Source organism: Oceanobacter sp. 3_MG-2023, from assembly GCF_030688925.1.
In the GTDB taxonomy this organism is placed as follows: domain Bacteria; phylum Pseudomonadota; class Gammaproteobacteria; order Pseudomonadales; family Oceanobacteraceae; genus Oceanobacter.
In genome coordinates, this window is record NZ_JAUYVX010000005.1 from 155,003 (window position 1) to 171,402 (window position 16,400).

A 16,400-nucleotide genomic window follows, 5' to 3' on the forward strand; every position below is an offset into this window, starting at 1 on the left:
CACCATTTTAGCGACTACGGTCGGAACCATAATGAGCAACCTTGTATGAGCGACTTTGACTCCCAGCCAGATGAAGAATACGAGCTGGTCAGCAAATCTGAAATGAAACGGGAAGCCGAGCGCTGGCAAGCACTCGGAGAACGACTGACCGAACTGAACCCATCACTATGGAACGATATGCCCATCAGTGATGTGCTGCATGCCGCTCTGGAAGAAAGCCGCCGCATCAAACAACATGGTGCCAAACGCCGTCACTTGCAGTACATCGGCCGCGTGATGCGAGATGAAGACATCGCCGGCATCCAGGAAAAAATCGACCTGATGGATCCATCCAGCGATGCCTACGGCCGACGCCAGCGCCAGTATGAAATGTGGCGTACCCGGCTACTGCAAGACAACAGCGGCCTGAATGACTTTATCGATCAGTACCCGCAGATTGATCGCCAGCAACTGCGTAACCTGGTGCGTAATGCCCAAAAGGAGATGGCTGGAGACAATGCCCAGCCCGGCAAGGCCTATAAAAGCCTGTTCCAATTTATCAAAACCGAAACGGAATAGCCCTCTCTGATCAGAACCGCCGGTGCTCTGCCACTGGCATGTTCTGACGCAAGCACCGCAATTCCTCCAGATCAATCGTCTGACAGACAACGCCCGGCTCTTCCTCAAGCACCGCTAACGGCGTACCCCACGGATCAACAATCTGACTGTGCCCCCAGGTCTGGCGCTTGCGATCGTGCCAGCCACACTGATTGGCGGCAATCAGATAACATTGCTGCTCAATCGCACGAGCGCGTAGCAAGACATCCCAATGAGCCGCTCCGGTTTTCCATGTAAAGGCTGCTGGTACTGCCAGCAACTCTGCCCCTTGTTCCCGTAACAGCCGGTATAACTCGGCAAACCGCAGGTCATAGCAGATACTCAGCCCCAAACGGCCTGCTGGTGTATCCACCACCACCACCGCGTCGCCGGGGCAAAAGCGTTCAGATTCTCGATACTGGCCCTGAGAGTCACCCACCGCCACATCAAACAAATGCACTTTGTCGTAACGAGCGACCAGCTCTCCCTGATCGTCAAATACCAGACAGGCAGAGCGGAGCCGAGGCTCCGCAGGATCAGGTGCCGGTTGCGGGATGGCACCAGCCACCAGCCACAGCCCTAGATCACGCGCCACGTCACCCAGCCGATCCACCCAGCTCAGCTCCCGAGCCAGATCCTGATAACATTTACCGTCCATACTGAGAAACATTTCTGGCAGTAATGCCAGCACTGCTCCTTCTTCTTTGGCTTGCCTCAACAGAGTCACGGCTTGTTGAAAATTATCTTCTGGTGCTGCCAGACTGTTCATCTGGATTGCTGCCACTTTCGTCATCGGGATTCCTCCAGTCCAAAAATACTCAGGAAACGCTGTTTGAAACTGCGACTTTTTTTGCCGTCCACATCATTGTCAAAGGCCTGACGGATTTTCATTTTCGGGGTGCTCCAGCGCCCGGTAATGTCGTAGCTGGCACTGGTGAATTTTTCCAATTCGTCACCAATCAGTTTTTCCGTGACATAAATCGCCCCGGCAATTTGAGGCGCAAACCCAGCCAACACCGCCACCAGCGGCAAGGAGCCGGTCACCGGGAAGGTGACGGCCAATTTCATATCCAGAGTCTCTGTCACCAGATTGGTATTGCCCGATACAAGAAACTTGGCTCCAGGGCCATCCACCACCAATGGCTCAGAGAAGGTCAAGGTGCCATCCACGATATCAGCCTTGGCTTTCATCACATCAAACGCCATACCGGACTGATACAAATCGGAAAAATCCAGTTGCAAGCGGCGGGAAATGGAATTGAAGTTCAGAATACCAAATGCTTTTAATGCGCCGGTTCCTTCGGTTTTCCAGACGCCATCATTAATACGCAAGCTCACCAACCCCTGCAGACTCACCGGGTTAAACGCCAGTGGCGATCCTCGCCATTCCAGGCTGGCTGAGGCCGTCAACTCCTTGCCATCAATGATGGGCTCTTGCCGGAAGGCTTGCTGCACCTTGCCAATATCCTTGCCGCGCACTTTAAGCATATCGACATAAGTACGGTGGCCATCCTTTTCCTGCAGCCAACGAATATCTCCATTGAATTTCAGACCTTTCATATCGCTATCATTGATCGTCAATGCCAGCCCTTTTTCAATGGGACGACTGCTCAGAGACCAGCGGCCCAAATTACGGCTCCCGATAATCATCTCGGCAATCTGGATATCCATTGGTAACAAGTCTGCCGGTACCATATCCAGCAAGGTATCGTCGGCCAATACCGCTGTCAGCTGCTGATCAAGCGGTACTTCACCCAGCAGTGAACCCCGCTGGCCAGGCTCTTTCACCACGTCATCCGTTTGTGGCATATGCAGATATTCCAGTGTCATCTGCACAGGATCACTCCCGGCACTCAGCACCACATCACCGGCCATCAGTTCACTATCGATACGGGTTTGCCATTCCCCCCAGTTCTGCTGGGCAATAACATGAGTTGGGCCGGGTGCCATATCCCAGACATCCAACCGGGTAAAGATCAAATCCACCAGCCGTAACGGATTCTCCGAGGTGCTGCTGCGTGTACCGGCGTTGGTATCACTGCCTGGTTGCTCTGCTGCCGGACCAGAACCCGCGGCCGCTGTACTGCTTGCTGCTTCTTCGGCCAGTGCCAATGGCTCCAGCCGCAGCCACATATCCCACCAATCTTCGGCATTGACCGGCGTATCCAGCTGTCCACGAATTTCAACCCCACTGTCACTGGGCAAAAACGGTTCGCTCTTGCCCAGATACACCTGTCCCCGATTAAGCCCCTGATCGTCGAGTGCAAACACCCCCCGGATACGATCATCGTAATTCATACTGATACGGGTTTCGCGACCGGGTCGAACGGTAACATGCAAGGGATGCGAGGCATCGGCAGCCGCTTTGCCCAGTGGCGCCGGATAGTCGATGAGAGTGCCATCCAGATTGGTATCCAGGGCAAAACGTACATCACCAGAGGTGGTATTCAGATCCAGCGTGGCCTGATAGCCCAGATCACCCGTTACCGGGTCCAGTAAAAACATTGGCAGCCACTGCTTAAAGGCCGCCATGGTCGCTCGACCATCGGCGCGAAGCTGGGTGGAAAATCCATTGGGCAGCGGTTTGGAGGTCATTTTTGCCACCATATCTCCCCCCATTACATGCCCTTCCATACGAGGCGAAGACAGGCCGGCAATCGAATCATAAACCAGCGCACCGGTCAGTCCGGTAATCTCCAGATTCAGGTCATCCAGACGCAGTTGGTTATCGTCGAGTTGAGCCTCGATACGCATTTCCGGATCGCCGCTATCGTCCCCCAGAGCCATATCCATCGCCATGACCGCCTGCAGGCTCCCTTGTCCTTGCCAGTGATCAAAGGCGTGTCCCACCACCTCTTGTAGTGGTGTGTCGGTAAAATAGCGCAGTGCGGCACCGCTATCCCCTTTCAGGCGACCATTGAGCAACAGCCGGGTTGAATGATCGGCACCACTGCGCAAACGGATATGCGCACCTTTCTCGATATGCCCTCCCAGCGTATCGGCACCATCAACCCAGGCATCTACTGACGGTGTATCCAGCAAGACCCGCCCGGTCACGTTACCAACCACCGGCCAGCCTTCGAGATATTTCAGCTCGCCGCGCTGGACGTCCATATAGAGCTGGGTTGTCAGGCTGTTATCCGGACGCTCTTCGTCCAGTACGCCATCCAGCAAAAAAGCCCCGTTGGAAAGCTTGCCACTCAGGAGTGCGGTATCCAGCCAGTGTCGCACTTCAGGGTCAAGCAAATCGGGTAACAGGCGGCTGCGGTCTGTCATGGTGGCTCGGGGCATTCCCAACAGCAGACTGAAACGACTGTCGCGCCCGGAAGCACGGGATGGCAGAGTCATCGACAACTCACTGCGGAGTTGCAAATGTTGCCAGCGAGCCTGTAACCCTGTCAGCCAGATACGGGACTCCTCTGGCTGGATACGCCAGTGAAACGCACCGGAAAGTCCACTCAGAGACCATGGTTCATCGTATACGCCTTGCAAATCAATCGTGGCGGTCTGGTCCTTGAAGTCGATACGGCCAACCCTGGGCTGTAAATGCACATGGCCGTTCAGCCCTTTCATGCCCGGAATGCCCTGATAGGCGCTGCCGTGGATATTCTGCAACTGCGCCCGGACATCGATAGCGTCATTGGTCTCGGCCTCCGGCAAAAAGGAAATCCGCACATCCTGCGCCTGGCCACCAGGCTGGATATTACCCAGATAACGATCGAAAGGATCTGGCAGCAGACCATGCTCCATCAAATAGCCTATCGCCTGACTGATTTCCAGCTGCGCCAGCCCCAGCTGCCAGCCCCGCGACTGTTCCGGCAAGCTGATCGCACTGATGGTGAAATCATGCACCGGCACGGCATCGCCCAGGTCGGGCATGATGCGCATATGCCAGTCATCGCCATGATGCTCCCCACCCAGCTGAATCCGGCCTTCACTCAGGCTCAGTGGCTGTTCACGGGTGGTCAGCTCCAGTTGCTCAATATTGAGATCAGCATAGACCTGGGACAATTCGCCATTATGGATTTTTAACCAGACATCCGCTCCGGCGTCCAGCTGGTTGAACACCAGCTCCATCGGCAGGTCATTCGGAATCCAGCGCGTCCAGCTTTGAGGTTCAACATAGGCGAACACTTCGCCGTTCTGTTCACGCCAAGGCCAGACCTGGCCATCCAGCACCGCATTCAGGGTAATATCAGCCAGCTGCTCTCGTCCCCAGGACAGCTTGCCCAGTATCGACTGGCTGCCGCCCTGGTGACGCCACAGCAGCTGTTCGATCTGTAGCTGATCGACTTTGCCATTGGCATTCTGGAGCTGGATATGGGAGTCAGTAATTTCCATCCGCTGCTGTAATTCCAGCAACCGCGCCCACAAAGGACGCTGTTCTGGCTGGCGAGGGCCAAGCGATTGGGAAGTTCCGGAAGCGGCTGGAGAAGCTGCCGTAGAGTCGGTGCCGGTGTTACTGGGCTGCTGCCACGACAACGCCCAGTTCTGACCAATAAACCATTGTTGCGGAGCGCGTCGCAGCGGCAGCTCCAGCCCTTCGACTTCGATCCTCTTGAACACCGGCAGCTGGTAAAATGCGCTGGCACTGACGTCCAGTTCCAGCTCCACGCGCCGCAGTGAAACCTGATCCGGTGCGACGCCGACGACAATGTCACGCAGCCGGACAATCGGTGACAAATAACGCCAGTCGCCTTCTACCTTGCCTATCACAACCGGCTGCCCCAGTTGCTGGGTCAGTTGCTGCTCGATATCCGGATGCCAGCTTTCTACCAGCGGGATCAACTGACGCCCGGCACTGGTATACAGTGCCGTCATCACCAGTCCAACCACCAGTGTTATCCATAGTTGCGTCCAGCAGGCACCGAGAAACCTCATGCCGATTCCTATTGCAAGATGATGTCGTAATAATCCTGTGCGTACAGGGATTCAACTTGCAGTTTAATGGTTTTGCCAATAAATGCTTCCAAATCTGCCAGGCCGTCACTATCTTCGTCTTGCAAACGGTCCAACACCGGTTGGCTGGCCAGCACCAGATAAGTATCAGCGCCATAGGCGCGATCTTCGCGCAGGATTTCCCGGAAAATTTCGTAGCAGACGGTCTCGGGGGTTTTCACAGAACCCCGGCCATCACAGGCCTTGCACGGCTCCATCAGCATCTGTTCGAGGCTTTCCCGGGTACGCTTGCGAGTCATTTCCACCAGCCCCAGCTCTGAGACACCACTGATTTTGGTTTTAGCGTGGTCTTTTTCCAGCACTTTTTCCAGCATCCGTAACACCTGACGCTGATGCTCCGGTTCGGTCATATCGATAAAGTCGAGGATGATAATACCGCCGAGATTACGCAGCCGCAGCTGGCGGCCGATTGCATTGGCGGCTTCCAGATTGGTTTTGTAGATGGTTTCTTCAAGATTGCGGCGGCCAACAAAACCACCGGTATTAACATCAATAGTGGTCATGGCTTCGGTCTGGTCAATGACCAGATAACCGCCACTTTTCAGCGGTACTTTACGTTCCAGCGCTCGCTGGATCTCGTCTTCCACGCTATACAGCTCAAACACCGGCCGCGGGCCATGGTAATAATTCAGGTGGTCTTCTATTTCTGGAACGTACTGCTGGGAGAATTGCAGGATTTTTTCAAAAGTCTCACGGGAGTCCACCAGAATCTTGTCGACTTCCGGGCGGGCGTAATCCCGCAGGGTACGTAAATACAGGGGCAGCTCATCATATACCACCGCAGGGGATGAGAATTCATTGATCCGCTCTTCCAGCTTGCGCCACAAACGTCGCAAATAACGGGTATCGGCGAGGATTTCTTCTTCTCCGACGCCTTCTGCCGCCGTGCGTAGAATAAATCCTGCTTCTCCAGTGAGGCCTTCGGCGTCCATGCAGTCCTGCACCATATGCTTGAGACGGTCACGCTCACCTCCGTCATCGATACGCTGGGAAACCCCTACGTGATCTGCACCCGGCATATACACCAGGTAGCGGGAAGGAATCGTCAACTGGGTCGTCAATCGTGCACCCTTGGTACCGATCGGATCCTTGGTCACTTGCACCACCAGCGACTGGCCTTCATGCAACAGCTGGTTAATCGGCGTCTGGCTATCAGGGTGGCCCAATTCAGCGGCATGAATAAAAGCCGCTCGTTCCAGGCCGATATTCACAAAAGCGGCCTGCATGCCGGGTAATACCCGCACCACCTTGCCTTTATAAATATTGCCAACCAGGCCACGATGATTGGTGCGCTCAATGACTATTTCTTGCAATACACCGTTTTCTACCACGGCAACCCGCGTCTCGGTTGGTGTAATATTCATCAAGATTTCTGCGTTCATTACCAGATCCTTTTATTGTTTTGACGGGTCAATAATGGCGCAGCAAAACCAGAAACTATCTGGATGCAGGACAGTCACTCCAGGGGACAGGACGCCCCCATCATGTCTGCCAATATGAAATGCCATGTTGTTCGAGCAAGACGGCTGTTTCTGCCAGCGGCAAGCCAACCACATTACTGTAGCTGCCATGAATATCTGCAACCAAGACAGCCCCTTTCCCCTGAATACCGTAGCCGCCCGCCTTGTCTTTCCCTTCACCACATTCAAGATAGCGCTTGATCAGTACCTCATCCAGCTGGCGAAAGGTCACATGGGTGGTCACCAGCCGGGTATCACAGCGATCTCCGGTCACAACAGCGATGGCCGACAGCACTTGCTGGGTATTGCCCGACAGTTGTTCCAGCATTGCTCGGTGGTGCTCAGGCGACTCTGGTTTGCCCAGAATCTGCCCGTTCAGAATCACACTGGTATCTGCGGCCAGCACCGTGGCCGGTATCCTCAGTGATGACGCCACCACCAGCCCCTTGCTCCGTGCCATTCTGACGACATAATCCTCAGGATGTTCATTCGCAGCGGGGGTTTCATCAATATCAGCCGGCTGAACGGTATGCGGCACCCCGATCTGGGTTAACAATTCGCGGCGACGTGGTGACGCCGAAGCCAGAATAATCATACCGACATCCGCCGCAGGGTCAGACGCGTCAGGGCAAACACCCACGGCCAGACAAACATCGAGCTGAACGCCGGCCCCCACATTTCAACCGGATGCGGAAGGTCCAGCATTACTTGCGCCAGCCAGAAACTCAGCAACTGATGCAGCAAGGCCAGCACCAGCACCAGCGCCATTTGCTGGAACAGGTTAAAGACTTCAATACGCCGGAAAAAATACTGCACCAGAAAGATATGCACCGACAGCGTGAAAACATGGGTTCCCAACAATGTCCCTTGTTCCGCATCCATCATCAAACCGGCAGGAATCGCCAGCCACAACCCGAACGTTTGTGGCGACTGGAATACCAACAAGGTAATCACCACCAAAATCCATAACGGCTGGAACCAGATCAATAACTCTGGCAGCGGCAAGTGTTCAAAGACAAACCCAACAAACAGCGACAGCATACCGATAACAAACGACTGTACAGAGGTCATCGATTTTTCCTCCACAGTTCATCCGATGGTACTTTGCCGGCCCCCTGGCTGAATACCAGCAGCAATAACCGACTGCGGTCCATCAGGGCACTGGGGCGCGCCGTCACACTGGCAAACAATTCACCGGCCTGATGTTCGACCTTTTCGACCGTCGCCACGGGATAACCACGGGGATAACGGCCCCCAAGCCCGGAGCTGACCAGCAAGTCGCCCTCCTGAATATCTGCCGTGTTCGGCACATAAATCAGCTCCAGCCGATCCAGCGCCCCGGTACCGGTGGCAATCGCCCGGACACCGTTACGATTGATCTGTACCGGAATGGCATGATTGGAATCAGCAATCATCATGACATGGGAAATATGCGGCAAGACATCCACCACCTGGCCCAGCAAACCATGGGCATCCAGCACTGGCTGACCGACAAACACACCGTCATCGCCGCCTTTGTTGATCAGGATCTGCTTGGTATAAGGATCGGGATCAACCGCAATCACCGTCGTTACCAGCACCTTGTCGTCGACCTGCTCAGAAGCACTGAGCAGCTCACGCAGCTCAATATTTTCCGCTTCCAGTGAAGCCAGCCGCTGGGCTTTTAACTCCAGGACCAGATTACGGGCCGACAACTGCTTGTTCTGATCAAGCAGATCCCGCCGAGAGGTAGTGGATTCATCCATCCAGTTAGCTAAAGAAGAAGGCAAGACAGCCAGTTGCTGTGCCGGATACAAAACGTATCCGGCAATATTGCGCAACGACTGAAACGCCGGGTAGCGTTGATCCGCCCACATCAGCGCAAGCGCTATCAGGCAGACCAGCAGAGTACGCTGGCCCTGATACGGGGGGATCTGAAATTGCAGTCTGATAACCCGACTCCCGAACGACTAGGCAAGCTGCCAAAGTAATAAAAAGGACAAACGACACCGCCGCCCAAACAGGCGGCAATGTCATCCATTAACCTGAATTATTCCTGAGACAGTATATCCAGCGCTTGTTCCGATGCGGTTTCAAGGAAACGACCGCCCCCTCGCGCCACACAGGTCAGCGGATCATCGGCAACCAGCACCGGCAGGCCGGTTTCTTCGCTCAGCAGTTTATCCAGATCGCGCAACAGGGCACCACCACCGGTCAGCACCATGCCGCGTTCGGCCACGTCAGAAGCCAGCTCAGGAGGAGCCTGTTCCAATGCACTTTTGACCGCCTGGACAATCGCGGCCAGTGATTCTTGCAGGGCTTCCAGAATCTCGTTGGAATTCAGCGTAAAGCTGCGTGGAATCCCTTCGGCCAGGTTTCGGCCCCGCACATCAATTTCGCGAATTTCAGCGCCGGGGTAAGCCGTGCCGATTTCTTCCTTGATTCGTTCGGCGGTTGCTTCACCGATCAGGCTGCCATAGTGACGACGCACGTAAGCCACGATCGATTCATCAAAGCGGTCGCCGCCTATTTTCACGGATTCAGCGTAGACCACGCCACTCAGTGAAATAATGGCAATTTCAGTTGTACCACCACCGACATCAACCACCATCGAACCACGAGCCTCATCGACGGGCAAACCGGCACCGATCGCAGCGGCCATCGGCTCATGTATCAGATAAGCCTTGCTGGCACCGGCATTCAGTACCGATTCGCGAATCGCCCGACGCTCAACCTTGGTGGCCTGATACGGCACACACACCACAACCCGTGGGCTGGGCGGCATAAAACTGGACTCATGCACCCGTTTGATAAAATACTGCAGCATTTTTTCAGTAACTTCGAAGTCGGCAATCACACCGTCCTTCATCGGCCGAATGGCCTGAATATTGGCCGGAGTACGCCCAAGCATTTGCTTGGCTTCCATCCCAACCGCAGCGACACTTTTCTGGTGTCCCTGAAGACGAATGGCAACGACTGATGGTTCGTTAAGAACAATACCCTTGTCGCGCATGTAAATTAGGGTATTTGCGGTTCCCAGGTCGATCGACAGATCGCTGGAGAACATGCCTCTAAGAGCTTTGAACATCCCGCCGTTTCCTGTTTGCATCTGGCATAAAAAAGTGCGCTAACTCTAGCAATGGCAGGGATTTAGAGCAAGGCGCATTTGTGCTAGTCTCGAGCGCTTTCACAGACAGAGATACTGGAGAAGCTGTATGGCTCTGGAACAAGATCAGGTGCGCAATATTGCCGAATTGTGCCGTCTGCAAATCGATGACGCCCAAATTGCCGCATACCAGAACAACCTCAGCAACATACTGGAGCTGGTGGATCAGCTATCCGCGGTCGACACCAGCGATGTTGCGCCCATGGCTCACCCTCTCGATGCCGTGCAGCGTTTACGTGCTGATCAGGTCACCGAAAGCAACCAGCGGGAGCACTTCCAGCAAATTGCTCCGGCAACGGAACGCGGACACTACCTCGTCCCTCGCGTCGTAGAATAAACCGTGGTCGCATAAACACAGCAGATCATCCCGTCCGGCCGTTTCAGCTTGCCGGATTATTTCAGGCACCTTCCGAATTCGGGATCAGCTTCACAGGACAGAGACCCCATGCACAACAAAACCATCGCCCAGATAGCCCGCGACCTGGCCGCGGGCGAATATTCCAGCGTTGAAGTGACCCAGTCGTACCTGGATCGCATCCAACAACTGGATCATAACTACAACAGCTTTATTACCGTGACAGCCGAACAAGCACTGGCACAGGCCGCCGCCGCCGATGCCATGCGGGCAGCGGGCAACGCTACCCCCTGGACAGGCGTTCCCATGGCCCACAAGGATATTTTTTGTACCAACGGCGTACTGACCAGCTGCGGCTCCAGAATGCTCAGCAACTTTGTCGCTCCTTACGATGCCACCGTGGTCGCCAACTTCAACAACGCCGGTGCCGTCAGCCTGGGCAAACTCAATATGGATGAGTTTGCCATGGGGTCATCCAACGAAAGCTCCTTCTACGGCGCAGTGCACAATCCCTGGCAGCTGGATCACGTTCCCGGTGGTTCTTCCGGTGGTTCTGCAGCCGCGGTTGCGGCGCGTCTGGTGCCCGGCGCCACGGCCACCGATACCGGCGGTTCGATTCGCCAACCTGCTGCGTTTTGTGGCGTCACCGGGATCAAGCCAACCTATGGCCGGGTTTCCCGCTGGGGCATGATTGCCTTTGCCTCCAGCCTCGACCAGGGCGGCACCATTACCCGCACCGCAGAAGATTCCGCCATGATGCTCAATGTGATGGCCGGATTCGACCCCAAAGATTCCACCTCGATGCAGCAGGATGTACCGGACTACACCGCCAACCTGAACGACAGCATTGCCGGTCTGACCATTGGTTTACCCAAAGAATATTTCCGCGATGACCTCAGCAGCGACATGCAACAGCAAGTCCGTAACGCCATTGCCGAATACGAAAAACTGGGTGCTACGGTCAAAGAAATCAGTCTCCCCAACACACATTTGGCGATTCCGGTGTACTACGTGATTGCACCCTCTGAGTGCTCCGCCAACCTGTCTCGCATGGACGGTGTACGCTTTGGCCATCGCTGTGATGACCCACAGGACGTCAATGATCTGTTCAAGCGGTCTCGGGGCGAAGGCTTTGGTGAAGAAGTCAAACGCCGCATCATGGTGGGTACCTACGCACTGTCGGCCGGTTTCTACGATGCTTATTACAAAAAAGCCCAGCAGGTACGCCGCCTGATCAAAAATGACTTTGTCGAAGCCTTCAAACAGGTCGATGTCATCATGAGCCCGACCACCCCCAGCCCGGCGTTCAAGGCCGGTGAAAAAACCAGCGACCCGGTGGCCATGTACCTGGAAGATATTTTCACCATTGCCATCAACCTGGCCGGTTTGCCAGCCATGTCGATTCCTTGTGGCCAGGTCGACAACCTGCCCGTCGGCCTGCAGCTGATTGGCAACTACTTTGATGAAAGCCGCCTGCTCAACCTTGGCCATCAATTCCAACAAGTCACCGACTGGCATCAGCAAACGCCAGCGGATCTGGTATAAGGAGCCTGATTATGGAATGGGAAGTTGTTATCGGCCTTGAGATTCACGCTCAGCTGGCCACCAAATCAAAGATTTTCTCCGGTGCCTCCACCGCTTACGGTGCCGACGCCAATACCCAGGCTTGCGCAGTTGACCTCGGATTACCCGGTGTTTTGCCCGTATTCAACGAAGAAGCCCTGCGCATGGCGGTGAAGTTTGGCCTTGCCATCGACGCCGAAATTGGCAAACGCTCGGTCTTCGACCGCAAGAACTACTTTTACCCGGATTCACCCAAGGGGTATCAGACTACCCAGCTGCACCACCCCATCGTCGGCATGGGTCATATTGATATCGAACTCGACAACGGCAGCAGCAAACGCATTAACGTCACCCGCGCCCACCTTGAAGAAGACGCCGGTAAATCCGTGCACGAAGGTTTTGGCGGCATGTCCGGCATCGACCTCAACCGGGCAGGAACACCGCTGGTCGAAATCGTCTCCGAACCGGAATTACGCAGCGCCAAAGAAGCATCGGCCTACTTCCGCAAAATGCACAGCATCGTCACATATCTGGGCATTTGCGATGGCGATTTGTCCCAGGGCTCCATGCGCTGCGACTGTAACGTTTCCTTGCGCCCCAAGGGCCAACAGGAATTTGGCACCCGTACCGAAATCAAAAACGTCAACTCCTTCCGTAACGTCGAACGGGCGATCGATGTCGAAATCGAACGTCAGATGGACGTATTGGAAGACGGCGGTACCATCACTCAGGAAACCCGCCTCTACGACGCCGACAAAAACGAAACCCGCTCCATGCGCTCCAAGGAAGTGGAAAATGACTACCGCTACTTCCCCTGCCCCGACCTGTTACCCATCATTATTGATGATGACTACATCGAAGCCGTACGCAGCACTCTGCCCGAACTGCCCGACGCCAAGCGCAAGCGTTTTATCGAAAGCCACCAGCTGTCAGCCAACGACGCAGCGGTTCTGGCTTCCAGTCGTACACTGGCCGATTATTTTGAAATCGCAGCACAAGCAGCCAACGACTACCAACTCGCCGCCAACTGGGTGCAAGGTGATGTCTCCGCCACCCTCAACCGGCTGGAAATCGACATCAGCGAACTGCCTGTCAACGCCGAGCAACTGGGCCGTATCCTGCAACTGATCAAGGACAACACCCTCAACAACGGCGGCGCCAAAGAAGTATTCAACGCACTGGTGGCACTCGGAGAAGCAGGCAAAGCCGACAGCACAGTGGAAAAAGTCGACGCGCTGGTTGACTCCATGGGCCTGAAACAGGTGTCCGATACCGGTGCCATTGAAGCCATCGTTGCCGATGTACTGGCCAACAACCCGAAACTGGTGGAAGGCTACCTCAATACCCCGGTGGAAAAACGTGGCAAGGCCATGGGACCCTTTATTGGCCTGACCCGTAAAGCTGCCAAGGGGGTCAACCCGCAAGTGGTGATGGAAGTACTGAAGAAAAAGCTGGAAGAGTTGGGGTAACGTTTTGGTGCACCAGACGTTCGGATACGGACGTCTGGGCTGTTTGAATAACAGAGCAACCTTAGATATCAGAAAGAATATCAACAAATTAAGTGAATCAATTCAGACCCCATCTGGCAGTGCTCATTAAAAAGGAGCGAGTTGCCGGTTGAGATTAAAGGCGACCAAACCTTTGATCGACACCAACAAGGTAACTCGCATGATCCATCGTAACGAACAAATCATTCGACACAAAGTCGGCTTGCTTACCCTGGCCACAGAACTCGGCAACGTCACCGAAGCTTACCAAACAACCATGGACGTATCCCGGGATTACGGCACTGGAAGGGCTACCGACGGGTCTGGACGAATGATGGTATCAGCCCTCTCGCAGCAGAAGAAAAACTTAGAACCGTGTCCGGAATCAGTTGGCCACTACACGGCCTCAACCTTCAAACCATCGCAGCCACCAGAGTATTTCACGTTACATGGTCCCGGTTTCGGCTTCACCCACAACGCACTGTCTTTCAAATCCGAACAATCCAGACCATCCAATTGATATACAATTCGTATATGTTTTGTAGTGTCAGAGGCTGATCTCAATTTTCGGCCAGGAGGATGTCAACGTTATGGGTATCGTTAAAATATCGGAAGAACTGCACGAGGAAATCCGTGAGACCAGTGCTGTGATGGCGCGGTCGATCAATTCGCAGGCGGAGTACTGGATCAAGATAGGGATGCTGGCGGAATTTTACCCCGATCTCACTTACGCCCAGTTAACCCGCAAGTTATTGACCACAAATGAGTTGCCGTTGGCGACTCTGAAATCTGAATGCAAGGCCGACATCCAGCGTCAGCAAGAGGCCTGCTAATGAACGCCATGGTAAAAACCCCGGCAGAAATCGGGCTGATGCGTGAGTCCGGCCACTTGCTGGCACAGGTGTTTGCAATGCTGGATACCTTTGTGGTGGCTGGCATCAGCACCATGGATATCAATCTGAAGGTCGAGTCCTTTATTGAGAACGAGTTGAACGCTCGTCCAGCCAGCCGGGGGCAATATGATTTCCCCTACTGCCTGAATACGTCGATCAATCATGTGGTGTGCCACGGGGTACCGAAGGCCAGCCAGATTTTACGTAACGGCGATATCATCAACTGCGATATTACACTGGAGAAAAATGGCTTTATCGCTGACTCCAGCAAGATGTATTGCATTGGCAAGATTACGCCAATGGCGCGTCGTCTGGTTGAGACAACTTACGAAGCAATGTGGGCCGGTATTCGAACCGTAAAACCCGGGGTGACGCTAGGCGATATTGGCCATGCGGTTCAGCAAGTGGCTGAAAAAGCCGGTTACAGTGTGGTGCGGGAATATTGTGGTCACGGCATTGGCCGCGAGATGCACGAAGAGCCTCAGGTCACACATTATGGCAAGCCCGGCATGGGAATGGCGCTGGCCGCCGGGATGGCCTTCACCATTGAGCCGATGATCAATCAGGGTAGTCATAAACTGAAGCATATGAAAGACGGCTGGACGGTAATTACCCGCGACAAGAAGCTGTCGGCCCAGTGGGAGCATACCATTGCCGTGACTGCCGATGGTTACGAAGTACTGACGCTGAGGGAAGAAGAAAAAACACTTCATACCACAGAATAGCTGGAATACCCGCTGGCCCTATCATCAGCCACCCATAAAAAAACCGCCCGAAGGCGGTTTTTTTATGCATCCGATGTTTCACTTCAAGCATCTCGAACACGCGTCAGGTCACTTCACTACTTTTAGCGAAGGACGGCCAGCACCGGCTTTTTTCTCTGGCTCGACTTGCTTCGGTTTGGGCGGCTCTGGTGGATTATTCGGATCAGGAGCACCCGCTTCTGAACCAAATACCATACCTTGACCGTTTTCCTTGGCGTATATCGCCAGAATGGCCACGGTGGGCACGTATACCGACATGGGTACACCGCCAAAGCGGGCATTAAAGGACAATCCCTGATCATCGATCAACAGGTTCTGAACTGCCGTCATACTGATATTCAGTACGATTTGGCCTTTATTCACATAATCCTGAGGCACCTGAACCCCAGCCAGTGAGGCATCTACCAATACATAGGGTGTGCACTGATTATCGAGGATCCACTCGTTCAGGGCGCGTACCAGGTAAGGTCGGCTTGGGGTCATTGTTTCCATTATTCGTGCATTTCCCGTTCGGCTTCGGTCAGGCTGGCCTGGAACGATTCACGATCGAACAGGCGTTCCATGTATTGCAGCAGTGGCTTGCACTGACGCTCTGGCAGTTCTATGCCCAACACCGGCAAACGCCACAGGATAGGGGCAACGCAGCAATCCACAATGGAGAAGTCGTCACTCATGAAATATGACATTTCGGCAAAAATGGGGGCCGTGCTGACCAGGCTTTCGGTCAATGCCTTGCGCGCTTCTTCAACGCCATCGCCTCCAGCCAGGATCGTGCCGACCAGGCCACACCAATCTTTCTCGATGCGTTTGATCCACAACCGGCTTTCTGCACGTGCGACGGGGTAAACAGGCAACAGTGGAGGATGAGGAAAACGCTCGTCGAGGTATTCCATCATGATGTTCGGGTCTTCGTAGAGAGTCAGCTCCCGATCCACCAGAGTTGGCAGGGTGTTGTAAGGATTCAGGGATGTCAGATCTTCGGGCAGGTTGTCCGGGTCCACATCCATAATTTCGACGGCGACACCTTTTTCAGCCAGTACGATACGTACACGATGGCTGAAATGATCCTTGGCATCGGAATAAAACGTCATGGTAGAGCGTTTCGCTACAACCCCCATAATTTCCTCACTCGCTAAAAAATTCAATTACCTAAAAACAAAGATAGCCCGGCCGCATAAACGGCCAGGCTAGCGTCAAA

At 54.4% G+C, this 16,400-nt stretch carries 16 protein-coding genes; 7 read left to right on the forward strand and 9 right to left on the reverse strand.

From position 1 onward, the window contains the following. The first annotated feature begins 45 nt into the window (after window positions 1-45). Complete coding sequence (gene yjgA / locus Q8W32_RS06525) at window positions 46-558, forward strand: ribosome biogenesis factor YjgA (RefSeq protein ID WP_303432699.1); 513 nt, start codon at window positions 46-48, stop codon at window positions 556-558. A 10-nt stretch (window positions 559-568) separates the two neighbouring features. Here yjgA and Q8W32_RS06530 read toward each other — a convergent pair whose 3' ends face one another. The 7 genes from Q8W32_RS06530 to Q8W32_RS06560 form a co-directional block, all read right to left on the reverse strand. Continuing rightward, on the reverse strand, window positions 569-1,369 hold the full coding sequence (locus tag Q8W32_RS06530; RefSeq protein WP_305414202.1) for a carbon-nitrogen hydrolase family protein: 801 nt from the start codon (window positions 1,367-1,369) through the stop codon (window positions 569-571). After that, complete coding sequence (locus tag Q8W32_RS06535) at window positions 1,366-5,457, reverse strand: YhdP family protein (RefSeq protein WP_305414203.1); 4,092 nt, start codon at window positions 5,455-5,457, stop codon at window positions 1,366-1,368. Before Q8W32_RS06535 ends, Q8W32_RS06530 begins: the two co-directional genes overlap by 4 nt. Before the next feature lie 8 nt (window positions 5,458-5,465). Beyond that, window positions 5,466-6,917: a ribonuclease G gene (gene rng / locus Q8W32_RS06540; protein ID WP_303432702.1), complete on the reverse strand. Its 1,452-nt coding sequence runs from the start codon at window positions 6,915-6,917 to the stop codon at window positions 5,466-5,468. Window positions 6,918-7,017: 100 nt separating this feature from the next. Then, on the reverse strand, window positions 7,018-7,590 hold the full coding sequence (locus tag Q8W32_RS06545; protein ID WP_305414204.1) for a nucleoside triphosphate pyrophosphatase: 573 nt from the start codon (window positions 7,588-7,590) through the stop codon (window positions 7,018-7,020). Next, window positions 7,587-8,066 carry a rod shape-determining protein MreD gene (mreD, locus tag Q8W32_RS06550; RefSeq protein ID WP_303432704.1) on the reverse strand — a complete coding sequence of 160 codons (480 nt, stop codon included), beginning with the start codon at window positions 8,064-8,066 and terminating at the stop codon, window positions 7,587-7,589. Before mreD ends, Q8W32_RS06545 begins: the two co-directional genes overlap by 4 nt. After that, window positions 8,063-8,926, reverse strand: a complete 864-nt coding sequence (gene mreC / locus Q8W32_RS06555) for a rod shape-determining protein MreC (protein ID WP_368501373.1) — start codon at window positions 8,924-8,926, stop codon at window positions 8,063-8,065. Before mreC ends, mreD begins: the two co-directional genes overlap by 4 nt. A 98-nt stretch (window positions 8,927-9,024) precedes the next feature. Continuing rightward, a complete protein-coding gene (locus tag Q8W32_RS06560; protein WP_303432705.1) occupies window positions 9,025-10,062 on the reverse strand; it encodes a rod shape-determining protein in 1,038 nt (345 codons plus the stop codon). A 127-nt stretch (window positions 10,063-10,189) separates the two neighbouring features. On the opposite strand from Q8W32_RS06560, the gene gatC reads away from it, so the two are divergent. From gatC to map, 6 genes are all read left to right on the forward strand, one after another. Continuing rightward, window positions 10,190-10,477, forward strand: a complete 288-nt coding sequence (gene gatC, locus Q8W32_RS06565) for an Asp-tRNA(Asn)/Glu-tRNA(Gln) amidotransferase subunit GatC (protein WP_303432706.1) — start codon at window positions 10,190-10,192, stop codon at window positions 10,475-10,477. A 108-nt stretch (window positions 10,478-10,585) separates the two neighbouring features. Next, on the forward strand, window positions 10,586-12,040 hold the full coding sequence (gene gatA / locus Q8W32_RS06570; RefSeq protein ID WP_305414205.1) for an Asp-tRNA(Asn)/Glu-tRNA(Gln) amidotransferase subunit GatA: 1,455 nt from the start codon (window positions 10,586-10,588) through the stop codon (window positions 12,038-12,040). 11 nt (window positions 12,041-12,051) lie between these two features. Beyond that, window positions 12,052-13,527: an Asp-tRNA(Asn)/Glu-tRNA(Gln) amidotransferase subunit GatB gene (gene gatB, locus Q8W32_RS06575; RefSeq protein ID WP_303432709.1), complete on the forward strand. Its 1,476-nt coding sequence runs from the start codon at window positions 12,052-12,054 to the stop codon at window positions 13,525-13,527. A gap of 172 nt (window positions 13,528-13,699) precedes the next feature. Continuing rightward, the gene (locus tag Q8W32_RS16590) at window positions 13,700-14,065 is read left to right on the forward strand and encodes a hypothetical protein (RefSeq protein WP_370693673.1); all 366 of its coding nucleotides are present in this window, start codon (window positions 13,700-13,702) and stop codon (window positions 14,063-14,065) included. Between the two features lie 70 nt (window positions 14,066-14,135). Then, window positions 14,136-14,378 (forward strand): ParD-like family protein, encoded by a 243-nt coding sequence (locus Q8W32_RS06585; RefSeq protein ID WP_303432710.1) that lies wholly within the window; start codon window positions 14,136-14,138, stop codon window positions 14,376-14,378. 8 nt (window positions 14,379-14,386) lie between these two features. Continuing rightward, a complete protein-coding gene (map, locus tag Q8W32_RS06590; protein WP_305414301.1) occupies window positions 14,387-15,163 on the forward strand; it encodes a type I methionyl aminopeptidase in 777 nt (258 codons plus the stop codon). A gap of 108 nt (window positions 15,164-15,271) precedes the next feature. Here map and Q8W32_RS06595 read toward each other — a convergent pair whose 3' ends face one another. Together Q8W32_RS06595 and sspA are read right to left on the reverse strand one after the other, a co-directional pair. Continuing rightward, window positions 15,272-15,685, reverse strand: coding sequence for a ClpXP protease specificity-enhancing factor (locus tag Q8W32_RS06595; protein ID WP_303432740.1), 414 nt, complete (start codon window positions 15,683-15,685; stop codon window positions 15,272-15,274). 8 nt (window positions 15,686-15,693) lie between these two features. Next, window positions 15,694-16,320: a stringent starvation protein SspA gene (gene sspA / locus Q8W32_RS06600; protein WP_303432711.1), complete on the reverse strand. Its 627-nt coding sequence runs from the start codon at window positions 16,318-16,320 to the stop codon at window positions 15,694-15,696. Between the last annotated feature and the right edge of the window lie 80 nt (window positions 16,321-16,400).

Coding starts and splice junctions, on each gene's coding strand:
- mreD (WP_303432704.1), bottom strand. CDS start 8,066: ATGACCTCTGTACAGTCGTTTGTTATCGGTATGCTGTCGCTGTTTGTT.
- Q8W32_RS06560 (WP_303432705.1), bottom strand. CDS start 10,062: ATGTTCAAAGCTCTTAGAGGCATGTTCTCCAGCGATCTGTCGATCGAC.
- gatA (WP_305414205.1), top strand. CDS start 10,586: ATGCACAACAAAACCATCGCCCAGATAGCCCGCGACCTGGCCGCGGGC.
- Q8W32_RS06530 (WP_305414202.1), bottom strand. CDS start 1,369: ATGACGAAAGTGGCAGCAATCCAGATGAACAGTCTGGCAGCACCAGAA.
- rng (WP_303432702.1), bottom strand. CDS start 6,917: ATGAACGCAGAAATCTTGATGAATATTACACCAACCGAGACGCGGGTT.
- Q8W32_RS06535 (WP_305414203.1), bottom strand. CDS start 5,457: ATGAGGTTTCTCGGTGCCTGCTGGACGCAACTATGGATAACACTGGTG.
- Q8W32_RS06595 (WP_303432740.1), bottom strand. CDS start 15,685: ATGACCCCAAGCCGACCTTACCTGGTACGCGCCCTGAACGAGTGGATC.
- gatC (WP_303432706.1), top strand. CDS start 10,190: ATGGCTCTGGAACAAGATCAGGTGCGCAATATTGCCGAATTGTGCCGT.
- Q8W32_RS06585 (WP_303432710.1), top strand. CDS start 14,136: ATGGGTATCGTTAAAATATCGGAAGAACTGCACGAGGAAATCCGTGAG.
- map (WP_305414301.1), top strand. CDS start 14,387: ATGGTAAAAACCCCGGCAGAAATCGGGCTGATGCGTGAGTCCGGCCAC.
- yjgA (WP_303432699.1), top strand. CDS start 46: ATGAGCGACTTTGACTCCCAGCCAGATGAAGAATACGAGCTGGTCAGC.
- sspA (WP_303432711.1), bottom strand. CDS start 16,320: ATGGGGGTTGTAGCGAAACGCTCTACCATGACGTTTTATTCCGATGCC.
- Q8W32_RS06545 (WP_305414204.1), bottom strand. CDS start 7,590: ATGATTATTCTGGCTTCGGCGTCACCACGTCGCCGCGAATTGTTAACC.
- gatB (WP_303432709.1), top strand. CDS start 12,052: ATGGAATGGGAAGTTGTTATCGGCCTTGAGATTCACGCTCAGCTGGCC.